Origin of the sequence: Mycobacterium sp. H4Y (assembly GCF_000364405.1) — a bacterium.
Classification (GTDB): Bacteria; Actinomycetota; Actinomycetes; order Mycobacteriales; family Mycobacteriaceae; genus Mycobacterium; species Mycobacterium intracellulare.
On sequence record NZ_AKIG01000001.1, the window covers coordinates 1,830,237 to 1,853,276 of the forward strand.

Annotated in this window: 22 protein-coding genes and 2 pseudogenes; 19 read left to right on the forward strand and 5 right to left on the reverse strand. The window is 65.2% G+C overall.

Going from position 1 to position 23,040, the window contains the following annotated elements; all coding sequences use genetic code 11:
- Positions 1 to 7: 7 nt before the first annotated feature.
- Positions 8 to 1,945, reverse strand: a complete 1,938-nt coding sequence (locus W7U_RS08205; RefSeq protein ID WP_008256832.1) for an NAD(P)/FAD-dependent oxidoreductase — start codon at positions 1,943 to 1,945, stop codon at positions 8 to 10.
- Positions 1,946 to 2,198: 253 nt separating this feature from the next.
- Here W7U_RS08205 and W7U_RS08210 point away from each other — a divergent pair, with 253 nt between their 5' ends.
- Positions 2,199 to 3,329: a nitronate monooxygenase family protein gene (locus W7U_RS08210; RefSeq protein ID WP_008256833.1), complete on the forward strand. Its 1,131-nt coding sequence runs from the start codon at positions 2,199 to 2,201 to the stop codon at positions 3,327 to 3,329.
- A 26-nt stretch (positions 3,330 to 3,355) separates the two neighbouring features.
- Here W7U_RS08210 and W7U_RS08215 read toward each other — a convergent pair whose 3' ends face one another.
- The 3 genes from W7U_RS08215 to W7U_RS08225 form a co-directional block, all read right to left on the reverse strand.
- The gene (locus W7U_RS08215) at positions 3,356 to 3,577 is read right to left on the reverse strand and encodes a hypothetical protein (protein ID WP_008256834.1); all 222 of its coding nucleotides are present in this window, start codon (positions 3,575 to 3,577) and stop codon (positions 3,356 to 3,358) included.
- A gap of 78 nt (positions 3,578 to 3,655) precedes the next feature.
- Positions 3,656 to 3,946, reverse strand: coding sequence for a hypothetical protein (locus tag W7U_RS08220; RefSeq protein WP_008256835.1), 291 nt, complete (start codon positions 3,944 to 3,946; stop codon positions 3,656 to 3,658).
- 11 nt (positions 3,947 to 3,957) lie between these two features.
- Entirely contained in the window at positions 3,958 to 4,362 is a 405-nt protein-coding gene (locus W7U_RS08225; RefSeq protein ID WP_008256836.1) for a hypothetical protein, read from the reverse strand.
- 245 nt (positions 4,363 to 4,607) lie between these two features.
- On the opposite strand from W7U_RS08225, the gene W7U_RS08230 reads away from it, so the two are divergent.
- Genes W7U_RS08230 through W7U_RS08240 form a run of 3 tightly spaced genes read left to right on the forward strand, consistent with a single transcriptional unit; the run spans position 4,608 to position 7,490 of the window.
- Complete coding sequence (locus W7U_RS08230; RefSeq protein ID WP_008256837.1) at positions 4,608 to 5,894, forward strand: cytochrome P450; 1,287 nt, start codon at positions 4,608 to 4,610, stop codon at positions 5,892 to 5,894.
- A 9-nt stretch (positions 5,895 to 5,903) separates the two neighbouring features.
- Positions 5,904 to 6,917 carry an alcohol dehydrogenase gene (locus tag W7U_RS08235; protein WP_008256838.1) on the forward strand — a complete coding sequence of 338 codons (1,014 nt, stop codon included), beginning with the start codon at positions 5,904 to 5,906 and terminating at the stop codon, positions 6,915 to 6,917.
- Between the two features lie 12 nt (positions 6,918 to 6,929).
- Positions 6,930 to 7,490 (forward strand): YceI family protein, encoded by a 561-nt coding sequence (locus W7U_RS08240; RefSeq protein WP_036428884.1) that lies wholly within the window; start codon positions 6,930 to 6,932, stop codon positions 7,488 to 7,490.
- 19 nt (positions 7,491 to 7,509) lie between these two features.
- On the opposite strand, the gene W7U_RS08245 is transcribed toward W7U_RS08240, so the two are convergent.
- Positions 7,510 to 8,646, reverse strand: coding sequence for a hypothetical protein (locus tag W7U_RS08245; protein WP_036428886.1), 1,137 nt, complete (start codon positions 8,644 to 8,646; stop codon positions 7,510 to 7,512).
- 629 nt (positions 8,647 to 9,275) lie between these two features.
- Between W7U_RS08245 and ag85B the strand changes: the two genes are divergently transcribed.
- The 15 genes and pseudogenes from ag85B to W7U_RS08325 all read left to right on the forward strand — a co-directional run bounded on the left by ag85B (position 9,276) and on the right by W7U_RS08325 (position 22,476).
- A complete protein-coding gene (gene ag85B / locus W7U_RS08250) occupies positions 9,276 to 10,268 on the forward strand; it encodes a diacylglycerol acyltransferase/mycolyltransferase Ag85B (protein WP_009952996.1) in 993 nt (330 codons plus the stop codon).
- Positions 10,269 to 10,411: 143 nt separating this feature from the next.
- Complete coding sequence (locus W7U_RS08255) at positions 10,412 to 10,942, forward strand: chorismate mutase (protein WP_008256845.1); 531 nt, start codon at positions 10,412 to 10,414, stop codon at positions 10,940 to 10,942.
- Positions 10,943 to 11,074: 132 nt separating this feature from the next.
- Positions 11,075 to 11,485: a transglycosylase family protein gene (locus W7U_RS08260; RefSeq protein WP_192579384.1), complete on the forward strand. Its 411-nt coding sequence runs from the start codon at positions 11,075 to 11,077 to the stop codon at positions 11,483 to 11,485.
- A gap of 35 nt (positions 11,486 to 11,520) precedes the next feature.
- Positions 11,521 to 12,000: an SRPBCC family protein gene (locus tag W7U_RS08265; RefSeq protein WP_170320593.1), complete on the forward strand. Its 480-nt coding sequence runs from the start codon at positions 11,521 to 11,523 to the stop codon at positions 11,998 to 12,000.
- Positions 11,997 to 12,830, forward strand: coding sequence for an SDR family oxidoreductase (locus W7U_RS08270; protein WP_008256848.1), 834 nt, complete (start codon positions 11,997 to 11,999; stop codon positions 12,828 to 12,830). Before W7U_RS08265 ends, W7U_RS08270 begins: the two co-directional genes overlap by 4 nt.
- A 12-nt stretch (positions 12,831 to 12,842) precedes the next feature.
- Entirely contained in the window at positions 12,843 to 13,265 is a 423-nt protein-coding gene (locus tag W7U_RS08275) for a lipoprotein LpqH (RefSeq protein WP_008256850.1), read from the forward strand.
- Between the two features lie 55 nt (positions 13,266 to 13,320).
- A complete protein-coding gene (locus W7U_RS08280; protein ID WP_008256851.1) occupies positions 13,321 to 14,643 on the forward strand; it encodes a cytochrome P450 in 1,323 nt (440 codons plus the stop codon).
- An 85-nt stretch (positions 14,644 to 14,728) separates the two neighbouring features.
- Positions 14,729 to 15,172, forward strand: coding sequence for a nuclear transport factor 2 family protein (locus W7U_RS08285; RefSeq protein ID WP_008256854.1), 444 nt, complete (start codon positions 14,729 to 14,731; stop codon positions 15,170 to 15,172).
- Positions 15,173 to 15,360: 188 nt separating this feature from the next.
- A complete protein-coding gene (locus tag W7U_RS08290; RefSeq protein ID WP_170320564.1) occupies positions 15,361 to 16,221 on the forward strand; it encodes a restriction endonuclease in 861 nt (286 codons plus the stop codon).
- Between the two features lie 145 nt (positions 16,222 to 16,366).
- The gene (gene istA / locus W7U_RS08295) at positions 16,367 to 18,103 is read left to right on the forward strand and encodes an IS21 family transposase (RefSeq protein ID WP_008256857.1); all 1,737 of its coding nucleotides are present in this window, start codon (positions 16,367 to 16,369) and stop codon (positions 18,101 to 18,103) included.
- Entirely contained in the window at positions 17,991 to 18,731 is a 741-nt protein-coding gene (locus W7U_RS08300) for an ATP-binding protein (protein WP_241767547.1), read from the forward strand. The genes istA and W7U_RS08300 overlap by 113 nt, the downstream gene beginning before the upstream one ends.
- Before the next feature lie 506 nt (positions 18,732 to 19,237).
- A pseudogene (locus tag W7U_RS25405) lies at positions 19,238 to 20,059 on the forward strand (serine/threonine-protein kinase); the annotation flags it as partial.
- A 102-nt stretch (positions 20,060 to 20,161) separates the two neighbouring features.
- Positions 20,162 to 21,280: pseudogene (locus W7U_RS08315) on the forward strand (IS3 family transposase).
- A gap of 177 nt (positions 21,281 to 21,457) precedes the next feature.
- A complete protein-coding gene (locus tag W7U_RS08320; protein ID WP_139016035.1) occupies positions 21,458 to 21,964 on the forward strand; it encodes a hypothetical protein in 507 nt (168 codons plus the stop codon).
- A complete protein-coding gene (locus W7U_RS08325) occupies positions 21,961 to 22,476 on the forward strand; it encodes a hypothetical protein (RefSeq protein WP_081614487.1) in 516 nt (171 codons plus the stop codon). The genes W7U_RS08320 and W7U_RS08325 overlap by 4 nt, the downstream gene beginning before the upstream one ends.
- The last annotated feature ends 564 nt before the right edge of the window (positions 22,477 to 23,040 follow it).

Here is a 23,040-nt window from a genome sequence, read left to right on the forward strand (position 1 = left end):
TCCCTTGTCACACTTGATCTTTCTGGCGCACTACAAATTGTGACCAGTCGGGTTCGCGCACCGCCGACCAGTACTCGTTGAGGCGCCACGGGCTGACGGTGTGAATCTCGCCGTCGGCGTTCTTGAAATACGAGTGCTTGACCGCCGGGTGTGACCACACCATCTTCTTGATCTGGGTCTGCGTCCGTCGGTGCCAGTCCGTGGCGGCGTCGGGTTTCGGCTCGACCGAGTGCACATCGGCGTCGGCCAGGCGCGCCAGGCACTGGTCGATGTAGCGCATCTGCAGCTCGGACTGGAAGATCAGGCTGCCCCCGTGGGCCAGGTGGGTTCCGGGCCCGTAGACGATGAAGAAGTTCGGGAACTGCGGGACGGTGATCCCGAGGTAGGCATACGGCCTGCTCCCCCACATCTCGTGCAGGTCAACGCCGTTGCGGCCGGTGATCTTCAGCGGCCACAGCACGTCGGTGTGCCGGAACCCCGTTGCGTAGACGATGACATCGACGTCGTGCGTCACTCCGTCCTCGGTGACGATGCCCTGCGGCGTGATCCGCTCGATGGCTGTGCGCACCAATTCGACGTTGTCGCGCTGCAGCGTTCTCAGCCAGCTGCCGTTGTCCTGCAGGGTGCGCTTGCCGCAGGCGGGATAGTCCGGCATCACCTGGGCCAACAACGGCGAGTCTTCGCCGACCTGGCTGGTGATCCACTGGGAGAACATCATGTGCGCGCCGGCGTTGATGTCGCTGACGGCGTGGTCCTGATCGGCGTAGTTCGGGTCGCCCTCGGCGGCGTCGAGGCCCTTGTCCGAGCCGGGCCACAGCACCAGGAAGCGGTACCACCGGCCGTAGAACGGCAGGTGGCGCATCGCCCAGCGCACACCGTCGCCGACCTCGTCGTGATACATCGGGTTCGGGAACATCCACTGCGCGGTCCGCTGGAACACCGTCAGGTGCTCGACCTCCTCGGCGATGGCGGGCGCGATCTGGAACCCGCTGGCGCCGGCGCCGACGAGCGCGACCCGCTTGCCTTTGAGGTCCACCGAGTGATCCCAGGCCGCCGAGTGAAACGACGGGCCCCGGAAAGTCTGTGCTCCGGCGAATTCGGGAATGTTGGGCCTGTTCAGCTGGCCCACCGCCGTGATGAGCGCGCGTGCGCGCAGGGTCGACGTGCGGCCGTCGGCCGATCGCAGCGACACGGTCCAGGTGCCGTCGTCGTCGTCCCATTCGGCCGCGAGAACCTCGGTCTGCCAACGTATCCGGTCGGCCAGGTCGTGTTCGTCGATGACTCTGGTGAAATAGTCCTGCAGCTCGTATTGCTCGGCGAAGAAATGGGTCCAGTCGTTGTTGGGTTCGAAGCTGTAGCAATAGAAATGGTTCGCGACGTCGACCCGGGCGCCGGGATAGCGGTTCTCCCACCATGTTCCGCCCGGGCCGGCGTTCTTCTCGACGATGGTGAACGGAATGTTGGCCTGCTTGAGGCGCACGCCGGCAAGGATGCCGGATTCGCCGCACCCGACGACCAGAACCGGAAGCTGCGCCGCGCGCTCGGCCGGCAACGCGGCCGGCCGCCGGGGGTCGACCCCTTCGAGGTCCAGCTCTTCGGACACCAGGGACAGATAGTCGTCGGGAACGTGCTCACACGCCGCCCAATCCATCATTTCCCTGATGAGCTCCGGGCTCAGCGGCGCCGGTTCGGGGCAGCCGCGATCCCGATACTCGGTGATCACCGTCAGCGCCTCGGCGCGGGCCCGCGCCTTGTCCTCCTCCGACATGAACCCCTGGACCTCGTTGAGGAAGATGCCCATCTGCTTGTAGTCGCGGATGAATCGGGGGTCGCCGGTGATGTGAACGAGGGAGAGCAGCAGCGTCGGGACGCTGACATCCTCTAGGGCGGCGGCGATCTCGGGCGTGGATGTGGTGAAGGGATCGCCGGCGTAGCGGCTGCGCATCAAGGCGGATCCTCTCGGTGGTTTGGAAGCCAATTACGCTACGCGTAGTTTCGTAATTGGCAGCACTACGCTACCTGGTCGCTCGGTGCGGGATCAAGGGATCGAAGGCGGTGGCGGGCCGAACGGCGTCGCGGCCGGCTCGGCGGCGACGGGCCGTAGTGATGGGACGCAGTTCAGGACCCGCTGGCCACGTCAGTGACGTCCGTACTAAACTAGAACACGTTCCAATTCGGCGAGCATCCCAGGAGTTGTAATGCACACCCCTATTTGCGACGAACTCGGCATCGAGTTCCCGATCTTCGCCTTCACCCACTGCCGCGACGTCGTCGTGGCGGTCAGCAAGGCCGGGGGGTTCGGCGTGCTCGGGGCCGTCGGCTTCACGCCTGAGCAGCTCGAGATCGAGCTCAACTGGATCGACGAGAACATCGGCGACCACCCCTACGGCGTCGACATCGTCATCCCCAACAAGTACGAGGGCATGGACTCGCACCTGTCCGCGGAGGAGCTGGCCGAGACGCTGCGCAAGATGGTGCCCCAGGAGCACCTTGACTTCGGGAAGAAGATCCTCGCCGACCACGGCGTGCCGGTCGAGGACAGCGACGGCGACACCCTGCAGCTGCTCGGCTGGACCGAGGCGACGGCCACACCCCAGGTCGAGGTCGCGCTCAAGCACCCGAAGGTGAAGATGATCGCCAACGCGCTGGGCACCCCGCCGGCCGACATGATCAAGCACATCCACGAGGCCGGACTCAAGGTGGCCGCGCTGTGCGGCTCCCCCTCGCAGGCCCGCAAGCACGCGGACGCGGGCGTCGACATCATCATCGCGCAGGGCGGCGAGGCCGGCGGGCACTGCGGCGAGGTGGGCTCGATCGTGCTGTGGCCCCAGGTCGTCAAGGAGGTCGCTCCGGTTCCGGTGCTGGCCGCCGGCGGCATCGGCAGCGGTGAGCAGATCGCGGCCGCGCTGGCGCTGGGCGCGCAGGGCGCGTGGACCGGATCGCAGTGGCTGATGGTCGAGGAATCCTCGAACACCCCGGTCCAGCAGGAGGCCTACGTCAAGGCCGGCAGCCGCGACACCGTCCGCAGCCGGTCGTTCACCGGCAAGCCGGCCCGCATGCTGCGCAACGACTGGACCGAGGCGTGGGAGGCCCCGGAGAACCCGAAGCCCCTCGGAATGCCGTTGCAGTACATGGTGTCCGGCATGGCGGTTCGTGCCACGAACAGGTACCCGAACGAATCCGTCGATGTCGCGTTCAACCCGGTCGGTCAGGTCGTCGGGCAGTTCACCAAGGTGGAGAAGACGTCGACGGTCATCGAGCGCTGGGTGCAGGAGTACCTGGAAGCGACCAACAGGCTCGACGAGCTCAACGAGGCCGCCTCCGTCTGACGGCGGGGCTTGCCCGGCCGGCGGGGCTAGACGTCGTCAACGTCCTGCCGGCCGGTGAACACTTCCTTCGTCCGGTCCAGGGCGTACGTGCCGATGTCGATGGAATTCTGAACGATTCCGCTGGCACCGCCGGCAAGGTCACCCCGGATGATGTCGCTGGCGTGCTCGACGATGTCGGAGGCTTTCTCGACGGCGTTGGTCGCGATGTCCCTCGCCGCGTCGACCGCATCTTTGGGATTGAAGGCCATCTCGAGTCTCCTTTGTCGCAGGTTCGTTGCCCTGAACTCTAGACGGGACGAGGCCCCATTTCTCGGCGGCGGTGGGCTTCAGTAGTGCACGAGGGTGCGCCAGTAGTCTTCGGGAATTTCGGCCCCCGAGCGCAGTATTCGGGCCAGACCGATGGCCATCGCGATGCCCAGCAGCCCCAACCACAGCCCTGCCACCGCGATGACGCCCCACAACACGGCGGTGACCGCGGGCCACGGCGAAAACACGGCCAGCACGGGCGCGAAGAAGAATCCGGTGCCGATGTACCACGCCGACCCGGCGCGATCCGAGGCCAGGACGAAACGCAGCCAGCGGGGCACGGGCGACGCGCCTTGCTCACCACGCTTCATCGTCGTACCGATCAGTCGGAGGGCGGGAAAAACCCTGCGCCGGTAAACCATCCGGGCTGCCACCCCTGCTCCCCCAGGCACAGCATCGGAAGCCCGTCCGGAGTCTGCGCCGCCGCCTGCGAGCCCGGGCATTTCGCGCCGGTCTGCTGGACCCCGTAGAGCGGATAGGAAGCGACCCAGTAACCGGTGGTGGCCGCCGGGAACTGGTTCGGCGGCGGGAAATGACAGGCCTCGGCCTGGCCGCTGGGCCCTCGTCCGAAGATGAAGCGCTCGTAGTTGTCGCACGGGGCGCCCAGCGAAGCTTGATAATTCATGCCCGGGACGTCGCCGTCGTAATGCGGGTCGGCGGCCGCGCACGGCGCCATGCCGATCGTGATGCCCGCTATCGAAGCGGCGCTCAGCAATTCCCGAATCATGTTCCACCCCGCCTGTCGTCGCCGGTGACCTGCACCAAAGCATATCGGTCGGGCCGCGGGCCACAAGACGGTTTCGGCGCGCGGCCGCGATCCCCGCCGGCGCACGACCGGGGCCGACAACGAGCACCCGCGGAACACGTTCCAATTTGCCCCCGACGATCTTGCGTCAATGCTTCCCAACCGTGGTCCGGCAATGGTTTCCTTGCACAAGGACGCCTAGACGACTTCGTATCGAGGAGTGCGCCATGTCAACCGTCGAGCCCAGCACCAAGCCGGTCCCCAATCTGCCCCCAGGCTTCGACTTCACCGATCCGGACATCCACGCCGAGCGATTGCCGGTCGAAGAACTGGCCGAGCTGCGCCGCACGGCGCCGATTTGGTGGAACGAACAACCGATCGGTGCCGGCGGGTTCGACGACGGCGGCTTTTGGGTGGTGTCCAAGCACAAGGACGTCAAAGAGGTCTCGCTGCGCAGTGACGTGTTCTCCAGCCTGCAGAAGACCGCGCTGCCGCGCTACAAGGACGGCACGGTCGGCGAGCAGATCGAGCGCGGCAAGTTCGTCCTGCTCAACATGGATGCGCCGCAGCACACCCGGCTGCGCAAGATCATTTCGCGGGCGTTCACGCCCCGGGCCATCGAGCGCCTGCGCGAAGACCTCGCCGAGCGGGCCCGCCACATCGTCGAGCAAGCGGCCGCCGAGGGCCGCGGCGACTTCGTCGAGCAGGTGTCGTGCGAACTGCCGCTGCAGGCCATCGCCGGGTTGATGGGCGTGCCGCAGGAAGAACGCAAGAAACTGTTCCACTGGTCCAACGAGATGGTCGGCGACCAGGACCCCGAATTCGCCAACAACGACGCCATCACCGCGTCGGTCGAACTCATCATGTACGGCATGCAGATGGCGGCCGAGCGGACGAAGAATCCGGGGGAAGACCTCGTCACCAAGCTGGTCCAGGCCGACATCGACGGGCACAAGCTTTCCGACGATGAATTCGGCTTTTTCGTGATCCTGTTGGCGGTGGCCGGAAACGAGACCACCCGCAACTCGATCACCCAGGGCATGATGGCCTTCACCGACTTTCCCGACCAATGGGAGCTGTTCAAGAAGGAGCGCCCCGGCACCGCCGCCGACGAGATCGTCCGGTGGGCCACCCCGGTCACGTCGTTTCAGCGCACCGCGCTCGAGGACTACGAACTGTCGGGCGTGCAGATCAAAAAGGGTCAGCGGGTCGTAATGGTCTACCGCTCAGCCAATTTCGACGAGGACGTCTTCGACGATCCGTTCACGTTCAACATATTGCGCGATCCCAACCCGCACGTCGGGTTCGGCGGAACCGGCGCCCACTACTGCATCGGGGCGAACCTGGCACGCATGACGATCGACCTGATGTTCAACGCGATCGCCGACGGCATCCCCGACCTCGAGTCCATCGGCAAGCCCGAACGTCTGCGGTCGGGCTGGCTCAACGGGATCAAGCACTGGCAGGTGGACTACCACACCGATGGCAAAGCGAAAGCCCCTGCCGCGCACTAAGCTAAGCCGATGCCCAAACATCAAGCTGTCCGGATCCAGTCCGCAGGCGGCCCCCTAGAGCTGGCCGAAGTCGAAACCCAATCACCCGGCCGCGACGAGGTACGACTGACGGTCGGCGCGTGCGGGATCTGTGGCACCGACGCGCATTTCGTCAACGGGGGGTTCCCGGGCATCTCGTGGCCCCTGACGCCCGGACATGAGATCGCGGGCAAGGTCGCCGAAGTCGGTGACGGCGTGCAGGATTTCGCGATCGGCGATCGCGTCGCGGTCGGTTGGTTCGGCGGATGCTGCTACCACTGCGATCAATGCCGCAAGGGCCTCTTCATTCACTGCGCGAACGGGAAGGTGCCGAGCTGGCAGTATCCCGGCGGATACGCGGAATCGGTGACCGTCCCGGTGAGCGCCCTGGCCCGGATACCGGCCGAGCTCTCCGACGCCGAAGCCGCCCCCATGGGGTGCGCCGGCGTCACCACCTACAACGCGTTGCGTCACACGAAAGCCTTGCCCGGCGATCGCGTGGCGATACTGGGCGTCGGTGGCCTGGGGCACCTCGGCGTGCAGTTCGCCCGGGCGATGGGCTTCGAAACCATCGCGATCAACCGCGGCAGCGGCAAGGCCGATGACGCCCGAAAACTGGGCGCCCATCACTACATCGATTCCACCGCCAACGATCCCGCCGAAGCGCTGAAGGACTTGGGCGGCGCGACCGTCGTCCTGGCCACCGCGGGCAATTCGACGGCGATGGCCGCCACCGTCGGCGGCATCGTCCCGCGGGGTGAACTGGTCACCATCGGCGTCACGCCCGAGCCGCTGCCGATCAGCCCCGTACAGCTGATCACCCCCGGCGTCAGCATCGTCGGGCATCCCTCCGGTACGGCCAAAGATGTCGAGGACACCATGCATTTCGCGGTCCTGTCCGGCGTTCGGGCGTGGATCGAGGAGTTGCCGCTGGCGCAGGCGGCCGAGGGCTATGCGGCGCTGGAACAGGGGCGGGCGCATTACCGCACCGTCTTGACCATGTGACAGCGTCGGTCCGTGACTTCTGAGAAGGGCGCGACGTGGACGATCGGCCCGCCCGACGGTGAACTGTTGCTCCACACCGGTGTTGCCGGGCGAGCGGCGCGGATGGGCCACCGCCTCACCATCGTGATGTCGCGCTGGCGTGCCACCGTGAATTGGGCGGGTTCGCGACCCGTCAGCGCCGAACTTGCGGTCGACGTCGGTTCCTTCGCCGTGGTGAACGCCGAGGGCGGCATCAAAGGGCTGTCCGCGACCGAGAAGGCGCAGGTGCGGTCCAATGCATTGAAGTCGTTGGACGCCAAGCGATTTCCCGAGATTCGCTACAGTGCGGACGTCATCGAGCGGGCCGGCGACGGGTACCGGCTCACCGGCGCGCTCGAGATCCATGGCACCTCGCGAGACCACGTCGTCGACGTGCGCACCGAAGATCTCGGAAACGCGTGGCGCATATCGGGTGAAACCGCCGTCCGGCAAACCGATTACGGCGTCAAGCCCTACTCGCTGCTGATGGGCTCGGTCCAGGTCGCCGACGACGTGTCATTGACGTTTACCGCGGTTCACGCCAAGGACGGGTGAACAAAATTTCCGGGCGAGATCAGGGCTGCCCGCCCGCCGCGCGCGGCGCCGAATCGGCCGCGTCGCCCGCGTCGCCGGGGATGTGCTCGAGCACGCGGGTCAAGTAGGGCTGCCCGTTACCCGGATCCGGCTGCCGATCGCCACCGACGCCCGGTTGCTCTTCCGGCGCGGCCGGCTCGGCAGCGGACTCGCCGGCGGCGGGCGGCTGGGTGGGTCGCTTGACCGGTGGGGGCGCAGGAAGCGGCGCGACGGCCTTGGCCGCCTCGGCGGCCTGGGGCGTGGACGGGTGGGTGGTGTGCTTGGACGCGGGCGCGCTGGCCGGGCCCACGTGAATCCCCACCGCCAGCGACACCGAGCCGACGAACGTGACCGCACCGGCGGCCAACGCCGTGAGGGCCCCGGCGTACGACAGGTGCCGCTGTCGTGCCGGCGCTGAGGAAATGGGTTCGCTGTGGTGCGCCACCAGCTGTTCGTCGGTGAACTCGGTGCTGCGGGCCGCGGACAGCGCCGCGCCCCGTGCGATCGTCACCTGGGCCATCGATTGCACGAAAACCGGCACCGGCAAGGCCTTTTCGAGTTGCCATGAGAAACCGTCGATGTCGCGGTGTGCGCCGACGACGACAACCCCGCCGGGTTGCCATCCGTCGCGGTCGAACATGCCGGTCAGCCACCGGGTCAGGCCGTCGAGGCCGCCGCGCACCTGCTTGGTCGCCGTCTGGGTCTCGCCGTCCTGAGTGTCGACCATGACGACGGTCGTGGCGTCATGGTCGAGAATGCAGACGGCGGTCTGTTCGTAACCGATGACGGGTGCGATGGCCTGCGCCAGGGTCTCGATGGCCTCGAGGAACCGGACCGGCACGACGTTGTCGAAACCCGCGTCGGTCAACGCCTCCAGCACCAGCGCCGCCTGAGCGGCTGCGTCGTCGTTCCAGGTCACCCCGATGACGCGCAGTCGTTGATCGCTCGCGGCCGCCGCCGTGTCGACCCGCAAGACCTCGTCGACGACTTGCTCCGCGGTGTTCACGGCGCGGACACCCCGGCCGGCGCGCAGCGCCAACTCCTGGTGATCCAGGATGGTGCCGTCTGCGCCGTGTCCCTCAGCGAGGACCCAGCCGACGGCGGTCGGCGTCACTGACAGGCCAAGTACCGTGTCCAAATCTATGCCCCAATCGGTCCCGCGCCTCGGCTCCCAGACGCACCGAAGCGCACCATCAAACCGCTGGTGCGGAGGTTCGTGAGGGCCGGAACAGACACGGGATAGCGTGGTCTTCATCGGCTTGCTTCGACAGAGCCTACGCGGTCGGCGCAAACCGGCCGGCGCCGGTCCACATCGCCTCGCGACACGCCGATAATCCCAATTGGGTTGATCGGAAGTGGACGCCGCGCCGTTCTTATCGGACATGCACACAATTCAGGTGTCGCTGTGCACCCGATGCCCGATTCAGACGGTCGACGGCGCGACACGCACCGCGGCTGACCGTCCGCCGAAAGCGCATCTCGGTCGATCGGTCGCGCGCTGTGTCTATCGCGCGGTCTCAAGGGCTTTCGGCGCCGCGCACACCGGAGGCCGCCGCCGGCCGGCGACTTTTGCGGCGGCTCGGTTAGGCGGACGCCGAGCGGGTACTCGCCGATGGTCGCCGCCCGGATCCCCGGGTGGCGAAATTGCGAGGTAAAAGCGATACGAAACCGAGACGCGTCCGCGTCCCAATCGACATTTGACGGACTTACACGGTAAATTCCTGTGAGACCGCGATCACATTCGATCACATCCGACAAGGGGCAGGTATGACAGATCTGAGCGAGAAGGTCCGGGCCTGGGGGCGCCGACTTGTGGTCGGTGCAGCCGCGGCTGCAACGCTGCCGGGCCTGATCGGTATTGCCGGCGGCGCGGCGACCGCGAATGCGTTTTCGCGTCCGGGCCTGCCCGTCGAGTACCTGCAAGTGCCGTCCGCGGGAATGGGTCGCGACATCAAGGTCCAGTTCCAAAGCGGTGGCAACGGCTCCCCCGCGGTATATCTGCTGGACGGGCTGCGGGCTCAAGACGACTACAACGGCTGGGACATCAACACCCCGGCGTTCGAGTGGTACTACCAGTCGGGTCTGTCGGTCATCATGCCGGTCGGCGGTCAGTCCAGCTTCTACGCCGACTGGTACCAGCCCGCATGCGGGAAGGCCGGCTGCTCGACCTATAAGTGGGAGACCTTCCTGACCAGCGAACTGCCGCAGTACCTCGCCTCGAACAAGGGCGTCAAGTCCACCGGCAGCGCCGCGGTCGGCATCTCGATGTCCGGCTCCTCGGCGATGATCCTGGCCGTGAACCACCCCAACCAGTTCGTCTACGCCGGCTCGCTCTCCGCGCTGCTGGACCCGTCCCAGGGCATGGGCCCCTCGCTGATCGGCTTGGCGATGGGAGATGCCGGCGGTTACAAGGCGGACGCCATGTGGGGCCCGTCGAGCGACCCGGCCTGGCAGCGCAACGACCCCAGCCTGCAAATTCCGGCGCTCGTCGGCAACAACACTCGGCTCTGGGTGTACTGCGGCAACGGGACACCGTCGGAGCTGGGCGGGGCGAACATGCCGGCTGAGTTCCTGGAGAACTTCGTGCGCAGCAGCAACCTGAAGTTCCAGGACGCGTACAACGCCGCGGGCGGCCACAACGCCGTGTTCAACTTCAACGCCAACGGAACACACAGCTGGGAGTACTGGGGAGCCCAGCTCAACGCCATGAAGCCCGACCTGCAGAGCGCGCTGGGCGCTTCCTCGGGCGGCGGCGGATAACCCATTCACCAGACGCCACTACTGCGCTTGACGCCACGTCAGGCGCAGTAGTGCATTAAGGGGCGGCGATTCACGCCAGAATCGTCGCTATGCCCCGCAGCGCGCGCCCGCACCGCGTCCGTCTCGTTCCCCTGTGTGTCGGCATGGTCGGTGGCCTGGCGGTGTGGGCGGCGCCGGCCCGCGCCGACGACGCGAATCCGCTGACCCCGTTGGTCGACGCCGCCGCGCAACGGCTACAGGTTGCCGACCCGGTGGCCGCCTATAAATGGAACAGCCACGGGGCAATTGAGGACCCCGTTCGCGTCCGGCAGGAATTGGCAAAGCTCGGCGACGACGCCGTCGCCGCACGCATCGACCGCGACTACGTCACCCGGGTCTTCGGTGACCAGATCAACGCGACCGAGGCCATCGAATACGGCCGGTTCGCGGACTGGAAACTCAATCCGGGTGACGCCCCGGCCGACTCCCCGGACCTCGCGGCCTCGCGGTCGACGATCGACGGCCTCAACCAGGCGATGCTGGCGCAGATATCGGCCAACTGGGACGTGCTGCACTCGCCGGCGTGCGCGCGCCAACTCGACGCCGCCAGGGGCGCCGTCGTCGCGAGTCGTCGGCTCGACGGCCTCTACCGACGCGCCCTTTGGTCGGCGACGCAATCGTATTGCCAGCAATAATTTAATTTTTCCTCACCATTTCCTAACCGTCGAATTTGGCCTGGCGATAACGCGATTTCCGCAGATAGAAGGCATATCTCGCGCCATTTTCGAATAGGTAACGCTTTGGCCACACGCGCCGAAAAGCTTGACATGAAGAATCTCTGCAAGCTTCTCGTCAAGTCCGTAGCGGTCGGCGGGTTCGTTGCAGCATCGATGGCTTCGTCCACGGGTGTGGTGAGCGCGGACGCCGCTCCCAACTGGGACGCGATCGCTCAATGCGAATCCGGCGGCAACTGGCATGCCAACACCGGAAACGGCAATTACGGTGGACTGCAATTCAAGCCGGCCACCTGGGCGCGTTACGGCGGCGTCGGCAACCCGGCGGCCGCCTCCAGGGAGCAGCAAATCGCCGTGGCCAACCGGGTTTTCGCCGAAGAGGGCGTGGAGCCCTGGCCGAAGTGCGGCGCGCAGTCCGGCCTGCCGATCGGTTGGTACTCGCACCCGGCGCAGGGCATCAAGCAGATCATCAACGGGTTGATTCAGGCGGCCGTCCCGCACTGATGACACGCCCGCGTGGTCTATGACCCGGCACGAAGCTGTGTTTGGATCAGCCCATGGAAGGTTCGGCGACTGTTCACATGGCGGCGCCTGCGGCCAAGATCTGGGATCTCATCGCGGACGTGCGCAACACCGGACGGTTTTCCCCGGAAGTTTTCGAGGCCGAGTGGCTGGGCGATGCGACCGGCCCGGCCCTCGGCGCGAAATTCCGCGGCCACGTCCGGCGCAACGAAATGGGACCCGTGTATTGGACGACCTGCAAGGTCACCGCGTGCGATCCGGGCCGCGAATTCGGCTTCACCGTGCTGCTCGGTGATCGGGAGGTCAACAACTGGCACTACCGCTTGGCGCCCAGCGGCGGCGGGACCGACGTCACCGAGTCGTTTCGGCTCAACCCCGCGCCGTGGCTGGGCGTGTACTGGTTGTTCGGCGGCTTTCTGCGCAAGCGCCGCAACATCCGCGACATGACCAAGACGCTGAACCGCATCAAAGACGTGGTCGAGGCCGACGCGTCGTGAAATCGGTCTTCATCACCGGCGCGGGTAGCGGCATGGGCCGCGAAGGCGCAAAGCTGTTCCACGCCAAGGGCTGGCGGGTGGGCGCGGTGGACCGCAACGACGACGGCCTGACCACGCTGCAGCAAGAATTGGGCGGCGACCGGCTGTGGACCCGCGCCGTCGACGTGACGGACAAGGCGGCCCTGGACGGCGCCCTGGCCGACTTCTGCTCCGGCAACGCCGGCGGCGGCCTCGACATGATGTGGAACAACGCCGGCGTCGGCGAATCCGGTTGGTTCGAGGACGTGCCGTATGACGCCGCGATGCGCCTCGTCGACGTGAACTACAAAGCGGTGCTGACCGGCGCCTACGGCGCGCTGCCGTACCTGAAGAAAACCCCCGGCAGCCTGATGTTTTCGACGTCGTCCTCGTCGGCGACTTACGGCATGCCCCGCCTCGCCGTCTACTCGTCGACCAAGCACGCGGTCAAGGGCCTGACCGAGGCGCTCAGCGTGGAATGGCAGCGGCACGGGGTGCGCGTCGCCGACGTGCTGCCCGGTCTGATCGACACCGCCATCCTCACCACGACGACCAACCACTCCGACGACGGCGCCGCGCCGAGAACCGCCGAGGAGTTGCGCGCCACCGCCCCCAAAAGAGGCCCGCTGCGGCTGATGCCGGCCAGCAGCGTCGCCGAAACCGCGTGGCAGGCCTATCACCATCAGAAGCGGCTGCATTGGTATGTGCCCAAAAGCATTCGCCTGATTGACTTCTTCAAGGGCCTGAGCCCCGAACTCGTGCGACGCAGTATCGTCAAGGCCCTACCCGCGCTAGCGCCGAAGCGGCAGTAAGGAGGTCGGCTGGTGCAAAACCGCTTGCCCACAGTCGCTTTGATCCTGGCGGCGGTCGTCGTCGGCGTCGCGGGGTGCAGCGCGGCGCAGACGACGCCCCGCCGCGCCGCCCGCCTGACCATCGACGGCGCCACACACACGACACGTCCCCCCGCGTGCCGGCAAGACCAGATGTATCGGACCATCAAGATTCCGGACCACGACGGCGGCGTCGAGGCGGTGATGCTGCTCAGTGGCTACCGGGTCATGCCGCAGTGGGTGAAGATCCGCAACGTCGACGGCTTCACGGGCAGCTTTTGGCAAGGCGGCGTGGGAGATGCGCATGTCGACCTCGCCCATGACGCGTACACCATCACCGGCAGCGCGTACGGCATCAACAGCAGCAATCCCAACAAGGTGGTGACCACCGAATTCAAAATCGTCGCGGAGTGCTGACTCCCCCGATGCGCGAGGCCTACGCTCGTAGCGACACCTGAGCGAGGGAGGGCCGGTGAAGGAACGACTGCACTGGTTCGCGATGCACGGCTTCATCCGCGGCGCCGCGGCGTACGGCGCGCGCCGGGGTGACGTCCAGGCCCGGTTGATCGCCGATCCGGCGGTGGCCGCCGATCCGGTGCGCTTCTACGACGAGGTCCGGGCCCGGGGCAAACTGGTGAAGGGCCGCGTCGCCTACCTGACCGCCGATCACGCGCTCGCCCACGAGCTGTTGCGGTCCGACGACTTCCGGGTGGTGATCTTCGGATCGAATCTGCCCGCGCCCTTGCGATGGCTCGAGCGCCGCACCCGCGACGACCTCCTGCACCCCCTGCGTGCCCCGTCCTTGCTGGCCGTCGAGCCCCCCGATCACACCCGCTACCGCAAGACGGTGTCGGCGGTGTTCACGCCCAGGGCGGTCGCCGCCCTGCGTGAGCGCGTCGAGCAGACGGCCGCCGACCTGCTCGAGCGGTTGACCGGTGAGTCCGGCGTCGTCGACATCGTCGGGCGCTACTGCGCGCAACTTCCGGTCTCGATCATCAGCGAGATCCTCGGCGTTCCCGAGTCGGACCGGCCGCGGGTCCTGGAATTCGGTGAGCTGGCCGCGCCGAGCCTGGACATCGGGTTGCCGTGGCGACAGTACCGCAGCGTGCAGGACGGGATCGCGGGCTTCAGTTCCTGGCTCGCCGAACACCTGCAGCGGCTGCGCCGGGAACCCAGCGACAACGTGATGAGCCAGCTGATCCAGACCGCCGAAAGTGGCTCCGCGGAGACCTATCTCAACGAAAACGAGCTTCAGGCGATCGCCGGACTGGTGTTGGCGGCAGGCTTCGAGACCACCGTGAACCTGCTCGGCAACGGCATTCGCACGCTGTTGGACGCGCCCGAGCACCTCGACGCGCTACGGCGACGACCGGAGCTGTGGCCCAACGCCGTCGAGGAGATCCTGCGGCTGGAATCGCCGGTGCAGCTGACCGCCCGGATGGCGCGGGGCGATGTCGAGATCGCGGGGCACCACGTCGCCCGAGGCGACCTGGTGCTGGTGTACCTGGCCGCCGCCAACCGGGATCCGGCGGTGTTCAGCGACCCGCACCGCTTCGACATCGAAAGACCAAACGCCGGGCGGCATCTCGCCTTCTCCGGTGGCCGGCACTTCTGTCTCGGGGCGGCGCTGGCACGCGCCGAGGGCGAGGTCGGGCTGCGGACGTTCTTCGACCGCTTCCCCGAGGTGCGCGCGGCGGGCGCAGGAAGCCGACGCGAGACCCGCGTGCTGCGGGGATGGTCGTCGCTGCCGGTGGCGCTCGGGCCGGCCCGGTCGATGGCCGCCGCCGAAAGCTGACCGATCGCGATTGCGGCGCGAACGGCCGCAGTAGTTGACACCGGCGCGGCAACCGAGTTTATTTGCCGGTATGACAGAGGTATCTATGATCACGGTCGAGGATGTCGTCCGTGGGCTGTGGCAGGCCCTTTCGCGCCGCGACTGGGAGGCGATCCCGACATTCTTGTCCGACGACTGCCTCTACGTCGACATGCCGGTTCCGGCCTTGTCGGCCCGCGGCCCCGAGGGCATCGTCAAACGACTCAAGATGGGCCTGGAACACCTGGCGGGCTACGAGAACCACACCGGCGTGCTGGTTTCCAACGGTTCCGATGTGCTCTACGAGCACTCGGAGACATGGACATTCGCGACCGGCGAACAGGGCGTGTTGCGATTCGTGACCGTCCACAAAGTCGTCGACGGCAAGATCACCGTCTGGAAAGACTATTGGGACATGAACAGCCTCGTCGCGTTCGCTCCCCCGAACCACTTCGAAGCACTGGCGACCGGCGACACGAGTTGGGTGTTCGACGCGTCAGCGCTGGTCTGAATCAAAGGGTCTTCGGCTGGTTCTAGCCGGGCACGCGCGCGTGATGTGCCACGCCATCGCTGCCCGCCAACATCCTGCTTCCTAACTTTGAAGGACGCTTGCAGCCAAGCTAGCCAGACACTGACCGATTGGCGCACCGCCCACACAGATCCGAGGGAAATATAGGCGTCAGTGCGACGATGGTCGGTGTGAAGCGAATCTCGCCGCAGGCCTACCAGGCGCTCCGGGACGCGCTGCCGACCATCACTTGGTACAAGCGCGCCTTTGAATCGTTTCTGCGCGACGCTTTGCACCGCAATCCTGAACTACTGGCGGGTCTAGACTTCAACGGCGCGACGAAACGCGAGACCGCAGACACGCTGATCAGTCGCCTGGTCGAAAAGGAACCCACCTACCACACGACAACGATTCAACTCATGCTGGACGTAGGCGCCATGACGCGGTTCCCGGACGTAGAACGCATTAAAGAACCCGAGGATCGCGCATTGCGCTTGAGAGAAGCTCACGACGCGGTTGGCCGACTCCGAACGTTGACGGCTCCGTACCGCGAAGCGGTCGATGCCAGGGCAAAGTCAGCCGCAACTAGAGCATCCCAGGCGGCGAAACGGGGTGTATTGAAGCAGTTTTCGGATGACCTCCGTGCACTGCACGATCGGTACGTAATACTCCACTCCTCCGATGACCCTCACGGACGCGGCAAGAAGTTCGAGTTGTTGCTGACAGACCTGTTCCTCCTGTTCGATATGGAACCTCGTCTGAGTTACAGCCTTGCCCACGAGCAGATCGACGGATCATTGAGCTTCGACACTGACGACTACATTGTTGAAGCACGTTGGAGAAAAGATCGAACGGAGCCTGGCGACCTCGAAATCTTCAAAGGCAAGGTAGAGCGAAAGGGGCGCAACGCTCTGGGCATCTTCATCAGTGTCGCGGGCTTTACCGCGGGTGCCCTTGACGAATACGCCACCAGAAGCCCGTTTGTGGTGTTCACCGGCGACGACATCTACATGGTTCTTGATGGCCGCATCAGTGTCGGCTGCCAGGAGTAAGGGACCAGCTCGACGCCGGTTTTGCCATGAGCATGGGACCACCTGATTGCCAGTGATGGGACCGCCTGGGTAGGGGTTTTGCCAGTTATGGGACCACCCGGCGTGGCGTGGGGGTTTCCGGTTGCTCGGCCGCTGTATTGGCCAGATGAGCTACCGGGAGGTGTCGATGATCGAAGTCAGGGAGATGCTGCGGCTGTGGCTGGCGGGTCGGGGGTTGCGGGAGGTGGCTCGGCTGTCGGGCATGGACCGCAAAACGGTGCGCCGGTATGTGGATCGGGCCCGCGCGTGCGGGCTCGATCGTGACGGCGACGCCAGCCAGCTGACCGATGAGCTGTTGGGGGCGGTGATCGCCGAGGTGCGACCGAGTCGGCCCAATGGCAAGAGCCAGGCCTGGGAGACCATCGATGCCGAGGCCGAGCAGATCAAGGCGTGGCTGAAACAGGACTTGACTTTGACGAAGGTGCACACGTTGTTGGGGCGTCGGGGTGTGGTGGTGTCGTATCGAACCTTGCATCGTTATGCCACAACGGAATTGGGGTTCGGGCAGCGTCAGGCCACGGTGCCGGTGGCTGACTGTGAGCCCGGTGCTGAACTGCAGGTCGATTTCGGTCGCCTCGGGATGCTCACCGATGTCGAAGATGGTCGCCGGCGGGTGGTGCAGGGGTTGATCTTCACCGCGGTGTATTCGCGACATATGTTCGTCTATCCCACTTACCGCCAGACGCTTCACGAGGTGATCGCCGGGTTCGAGGCGGCGTGGGCATTCTTTGGTGGGGTGTTCGCGGTGGTGATTCCCGACAACATGAAGGCCATCGTCGACAAGGCTGATGCGATCGATTCGAAACTCAACGACGCATTCCGGGAATACGCGCAGGCGCGGGGCTTCGTGGTGGATCCGGCTCGCATCCGCAGCCCCCGGGATAAGCCGCGCGTCGAGCGTTGCGTGCCGTATGCGCGGTCGAATTTCTTTGCCGGAGAAGACTTTCGAAACCTGGGCGACTGCCGGGCGCGAGCCGAGCAATGGTGTGAGCAGGTGGCGGGGATGCGGATACATGGCACCACCCGGTGCCGCCCGGCCGAGGTGTTCGCCGCCGACGAGCTACCCCACCTCAAGCCAGTGCCCGACGAGGTGTTCGACATCCCGACCTGGTGCCGGCCCAAGGTGGCCCCGGATCGGCACGTGGCTGTCGCCAAGGGGCTCTACAGCGTTCCCGGTGAGCTGATCGGGCGCCGGCTGGATGCCCGGGTCGATGCGCGCACGGTGAAGCTGTATTGGCGCGGTGAGCTGATCAAGGTCCACCCGGTGGTGGCGCCGGGACGCCGGCGCACCGACCCCGCCGATCTCCCGGCCGAGGTGTCGGTCTATGCGATGCGCGACCTGAACACCTTGCAGCGCAAGGCAGCCGCCCACGGCACCCATGTCGGCGCGTATGCGGCGGCGGTGCTGGAACATCCGCTGCCGTGGACCAAGATGCGCCAGGTCTATCGCCTCCTCGGGTTGGTGCGCCGCCACGGCCCGGACGCGGTCGATGACGCCTGCCAGCGCGCGTTGGATGCCGAGGTCATCGACGTCGGACTGATCGAGCGCATGCTCACCCGCGGTGCCGGTGCCCAGTTGCCGCTAATCCCGACCCGCCTGCCGCGTCGCGGTTCGTCCGCGCGGCCACCGACTTCTCAGTGCGGAGGCCGTCATGAGCCCCACCACCCGACGACCCGATGTCACCCCGGCGGTCAAGCCGATCGAGGTGTCCTCGGAGCTCAAGTCGTTGATGCGCCGCCTCAAGCTCGGCCAGCTACTCGACACCCTGCCCGAGCGGCTGGCCCTGGCACGATCCAACAGGCTGCCGCACCACGATTTCCTGGAGATGCTGCTGGCCGATGAGGTCACCCGCCGCGACCGCGAGTCCGCCGCCCGCCGCGCCAAGGCCGCGCATCTGGATCCGCAGATGCAGCTACCGGCCTGGGACGACACCGCCGCGGTCACCTTCGATCAGCAACTGTGGGCCGAGTTGACCTCGCTGCGGTTTCTGGCCGACGCCTACAACGTTCTCATCATGGGTCCGGTCGGGGTCGGAAAAACCTTCCTGGCCAACGCATTAGGACACATCGCCGTGCGCCGTCATCACAGCGTGCACACCGAACGCGCCGACAAACTCTTCAAACGCCTCCGTGGCGCACGGCTCGACGGAAGCTACGAAGACGAGATGCGCAAGCTGCACCGCGTCGAACTGCTCGTCATCGATGATCTCGCGTTGCACCGGCTCGAGGCCACCGAGACCAGCGACTTCTACGAGCTGATCGTCGAACGCCACCGCCAGACCTCCACGGTCATCACCAGCAACCGCGAACCCCCCGAGATCCTGACCATGATGGCCGACCCACTGCTGGCCCAATCGGCGATGGACCGCCTGCAATCGGCGGCCTACGAACTCGTCGTCGAAGGCGAGTCCTACAGGCAACGCCAGAAACCCCGTCCCGGAAAGCCGGTCAATTCGGACCAGCCGAATTGACCGGAAGGCCCGTCATCGGCCACCATCACCACACGGCCAACAACCGGAAACACCCGGTCCCATGCTCATGGCAAAACGGTGGTCCCATCACCCTGGCAAGCGACACATCAGGCTCGACCAGTTACTTCGCGCCAAAAAGCGGCACGTGAACGAAACAGGCAACTGCCACTTGCCAGCCAGAATTCTGCTGGGTTGACTGTTTGAGGGAACACCATCGTTTGGGAGCGGTGGCTGGTCCGTACCGAGCGCATGCTGGTCGCTCAGAAGGAGGGTTCACCGGCGTGCAGGTTTGACGCGCCAGACGCAACGTCTATCGGAGTGCTACCACATATTCCGCTCCCGGCGCTTGCGCTGGCCCTCCATTACGCACGTACTGCAAGCGGGATACTTGTCTATTGTGCCCGCCCTTAAGAGCGAGACGCACATGCGTTTGCGCCAGCAGTGCATTCAGCACAATATCCGTGATCCACACACTCGGTTTTGCAGCAATCACTAGTATTCGGCCCATGCCACTGGCGAACGGTTCAATTTTTGCTGGCTACACCATCCAGCGACTGCTCGGCACCGGGGGGATGGGGGAAGTTTACTTAGCCCAACATCCCAGGCTGCCTAGGCTGGACGCACTGAAAATCCTTCCTGCGTCACTAACCGAGGACGGCGAGTTTCGTGAGCGCTTTAACCGTGAAGCCGACCTGGCTGCGTCGTTGTGGCATCCCCACATCGTGGGCCTGCATGATCGTGGCGAGTTTGATGGGCAGTTGTGGATCGCGATGGATTATGTGGAAGGCACCGACGCTGTGCGCTTGCTGCGTGAGCATCATCGCGACGGCCTCGCCGTATGGGGCGCGCTCGAGATTGTCACCGCCGTCGCCGACGCGCTCGACTATGCCCACCAGCGCAAGCTACTGCATCGCGACGTCAAACCGGCCAATATCCTGCTCACGAGGTCCGACGCCGAACGGCGCCGAATCCTTCTGGCTGACTTCGGTATCGCCCGGCGAACCGACGATATCAGCGGCCTAACGGCCACCAACATGACCGTTGGTTCGGTCGCCTATGCGGCACCCGAACAACTGATGGGCGAATCGATGGACGGACGAGCCGACCAATATGCTCTGGCTGCCAGTGCCTTTCACCTTTTGGCCGGCTCGCCCCCATTTCAACATTCCAATCCTGCAGTGGTCATTAGCAAGCATCTCAATTCAGCGCCGCCCCGCCTAGCAGACCGACATCCGGAGCTGGCGCATCTTGACTCGGTACTGTCAAGAGCGCTCGCGAAGAATCCCACGGAACGCTACCCGCGATGCCTTGAATTCGCCCGTGCACTCACTGACTGCGTCGCCGCTGTGGTGGCCTGACCCCGGTCGGTTGATCCATGGCTTATGAGAGTCTTGCGGCCCACGTTTTGGGCAGGAAGGCTCGACAAGATCATGGCGACGAGGAAGCGGCACAGTCCCGAGCAGATTGTGCGCAAGTTGATGGCGGCCGATCGGCTGCTGGCTGAGGGCAAGGACACCGCGGCGGTGTGCCGCGAGCTGGGTGTGTCCGAAGCGACGTATCACCGTTGGCGTAACCAGTTCGGTGGGCTGAAGGCCGAGGACGCCAAACGGCTCAAGGACCTCGAACGCGAGAACGCCGCGCTCAAGCGGTTATTGGCTGATGCCGAGTTGGAGAAGGTCGCGCTTAAGGAGATCGCGAAGGGAAACTTCTAAGCCCGGAACGTCGGCGGGCAGCCGTTCATCACCTCCAGCGCGTGCTGGGGGTCGAGTGAGCGGTTCGCCTGCCGCGTGACCGGGCAGCACCGCGCCACCCAACGACACGAGTCACTGGCAGCCACGCCAGCCGATCCTGATGCGGCGTTGCGGGCCTGGCTTCGCGCGTACGCCAAGGATCACCCACGGCGGGGGTTTCGGCCCGCCTATCACGATGCCCGCGGCGAAGGATGGATTGTGAATCACAAGAAGGTTCAACGGCTCTGGCGTGAAGAAGGTCTGCGGGTGCCGCAGCGGCGCCGGCGTAAACGCCATGGCACCGCCACTACCGCTGGCGTTCCGACCGCCGATGCGCCCAATCGGGTGTGGGCGGCCGACTTCCAGTTCGACGTCACCACTGACGGGCGGCCGGTTAAGATCGTCTCGATCGTCGACGAGCACACCCGCGAATGCCTCGGTGGGATGGTCGAGCGCAGTATCACCGGCGAGGACTTGATCGCCGAGCTCGACCGCCTGGCCGCCCAGCGCGGCGCCTATCCTGCGGTGTTGCGCTGTGACAACGGACCCGAATTAGCTTGCAGCGCAATGGCCGACTGGGCCGCCGGACAGGTCGACCTGCACTTCATCCCGCCCGGAGAGCCATGGCGCAATGGCTACATCGAGTCGTTTAACTCCCGCATCCGCGACGAATGCCTCAACATCAACAGCTTCTGGTCACTGGCCCAGGCCCGGGTGGTCATCAGCGACTGGAAACACGACTACAACCACCACCGACGGCACTCGGCCCTGGGCTACCAACCGCCGGCCCGCTACGCTGCCACCTGTACCCACCAATGAACGACTCTCGTTCGCCGTGGACCAGTTCATGGGGTCCGGCCAGTGGCTCCTCGCCAAGATACGACTCCTCGCGATAACAGCCGTTCGGCCGAGAGAGTGTCTACGGTGGGCGAACTTCCAACCCACACAGCGATCACTCAGCCAGCGATGCCTGCCGCATCTAATCGGACAGCGCCCGTGACTGCGACGAAAAGGCCTATGGTGCGCGCGGCGACGGTCGTGCCGATGATCTTGGCTGTACTGCTTTGCAGCGGTGTCGCCTTCGCCGCCACACAGGTTCTTCGCCCGGATCCGCAGCCGTCCACCGTCACACCGCAGTGGCAACCGTACGTCGACTACGCCAAACAGTTCACGATCGCGCTTACCAGTCTCAGTGCTCAATCGGCGGATAGCGATATCCAGCGCATCATCGACGGATCGACCGGGCAGTTTCACGAAGATTTCGCGAGTAGAAGGTCCAGTTTCGCACAAACGGTCGTAGGTTCAAACGTAACGACCGAAGGAACCGTCAATAGCGCCGGCCTGGACTCCATCAACGGCACCACGGCTCACGTTCTGGTCGCCGCGACATCCAAAGTCACTAATAACGCTGGTCCGTCGCAAGGTCCACGAAGCTGGCGCTTGGTCCTACAAGTCGAAAAAATCGGCGACAGATACAAGGTGTCCAAAGTGGACGTGCAATGAGTGCGGCAAGTTTGCGGCGCGTCGTGTGGTGGGCTGCGGTGGTTGCACTTTGCGTCGCAACGTTAGCCGCTGCATTAGTAGGTGGCTGGCAGGTACAGGTCAAGAGCCGACAACTACCGCCCGTTGCCGACCAGCCCGCCGAGCGCCAGGCGGCCGTGCAGGCGGCGAGTTCAGGCACGGTAAAGATATTGAGCTATTCGCCTGACACGCTTGATCAAGACTTCAGCGCCGCCGAGGAAATGCTCGCCGGCGATTTCCTCGCTTATTACAAGCAATTCACCGCCGAAATCGTGAAGCCGGCTGCTTTGGAGAAGCGCCTCACTACCACCGCCACTGTTCTTCGCGCCGGCGTCGAATCCTTAACCAGCGAGAATGCATCAATCCTTATCTTCGTCAACCAAACGACGACGAGCCGGGAGAAAACGTCGCCATCAATCGCGTCAAGCTCGGTGCGGGTAAGTCTCAACAAGGTGAATGGAACGTGGCGCATCGTCAAATTCGATCCACAATGATCTCCACGCTAGGCCGGCGATACATAGCGCAATGAGCCACAAAATCGAACGCCGGGCAGCCCCGCATATGCCGAGTTTTGTAAAAATTCCTGAGACGCTTGATCACACGCCACAAACCCCAACTTCATTCGCCTAGCTACCATGCGCGATGGCCACGCCGGCATCATCACCCTCCAAGACACGCACGGCCACAGTGATTATCCGCACTTCCCCAACGACGGGTGGAACCCGCGCGACCAACTATGGTATCGCCCGCCGTCCTCGCGGGACTGGGTGTTCGACGCGTCAGCGCTCGTCTGACGATTCCCTATTTGCGGAGTAAGCTCGCGAATTGCGCTGCCGCCCACGGGAATACGCCGGCTTGGCACGCGCTGCCGTGGAATGCCGGCATGGCCACCCCTCATAGACCATTCCGGCACTCCCTCGGCACAACGGCGATAGGGCTTTGCTACAACCCGCCCTGGTGCGGATACGACACGTAGTCACCAGAACTGGTGGTGTGGCGACCCCCACTGCGTGACGCGTAGGGCGGAGGCGCCGAAGCGGCGAGGGTAACGATGGCTG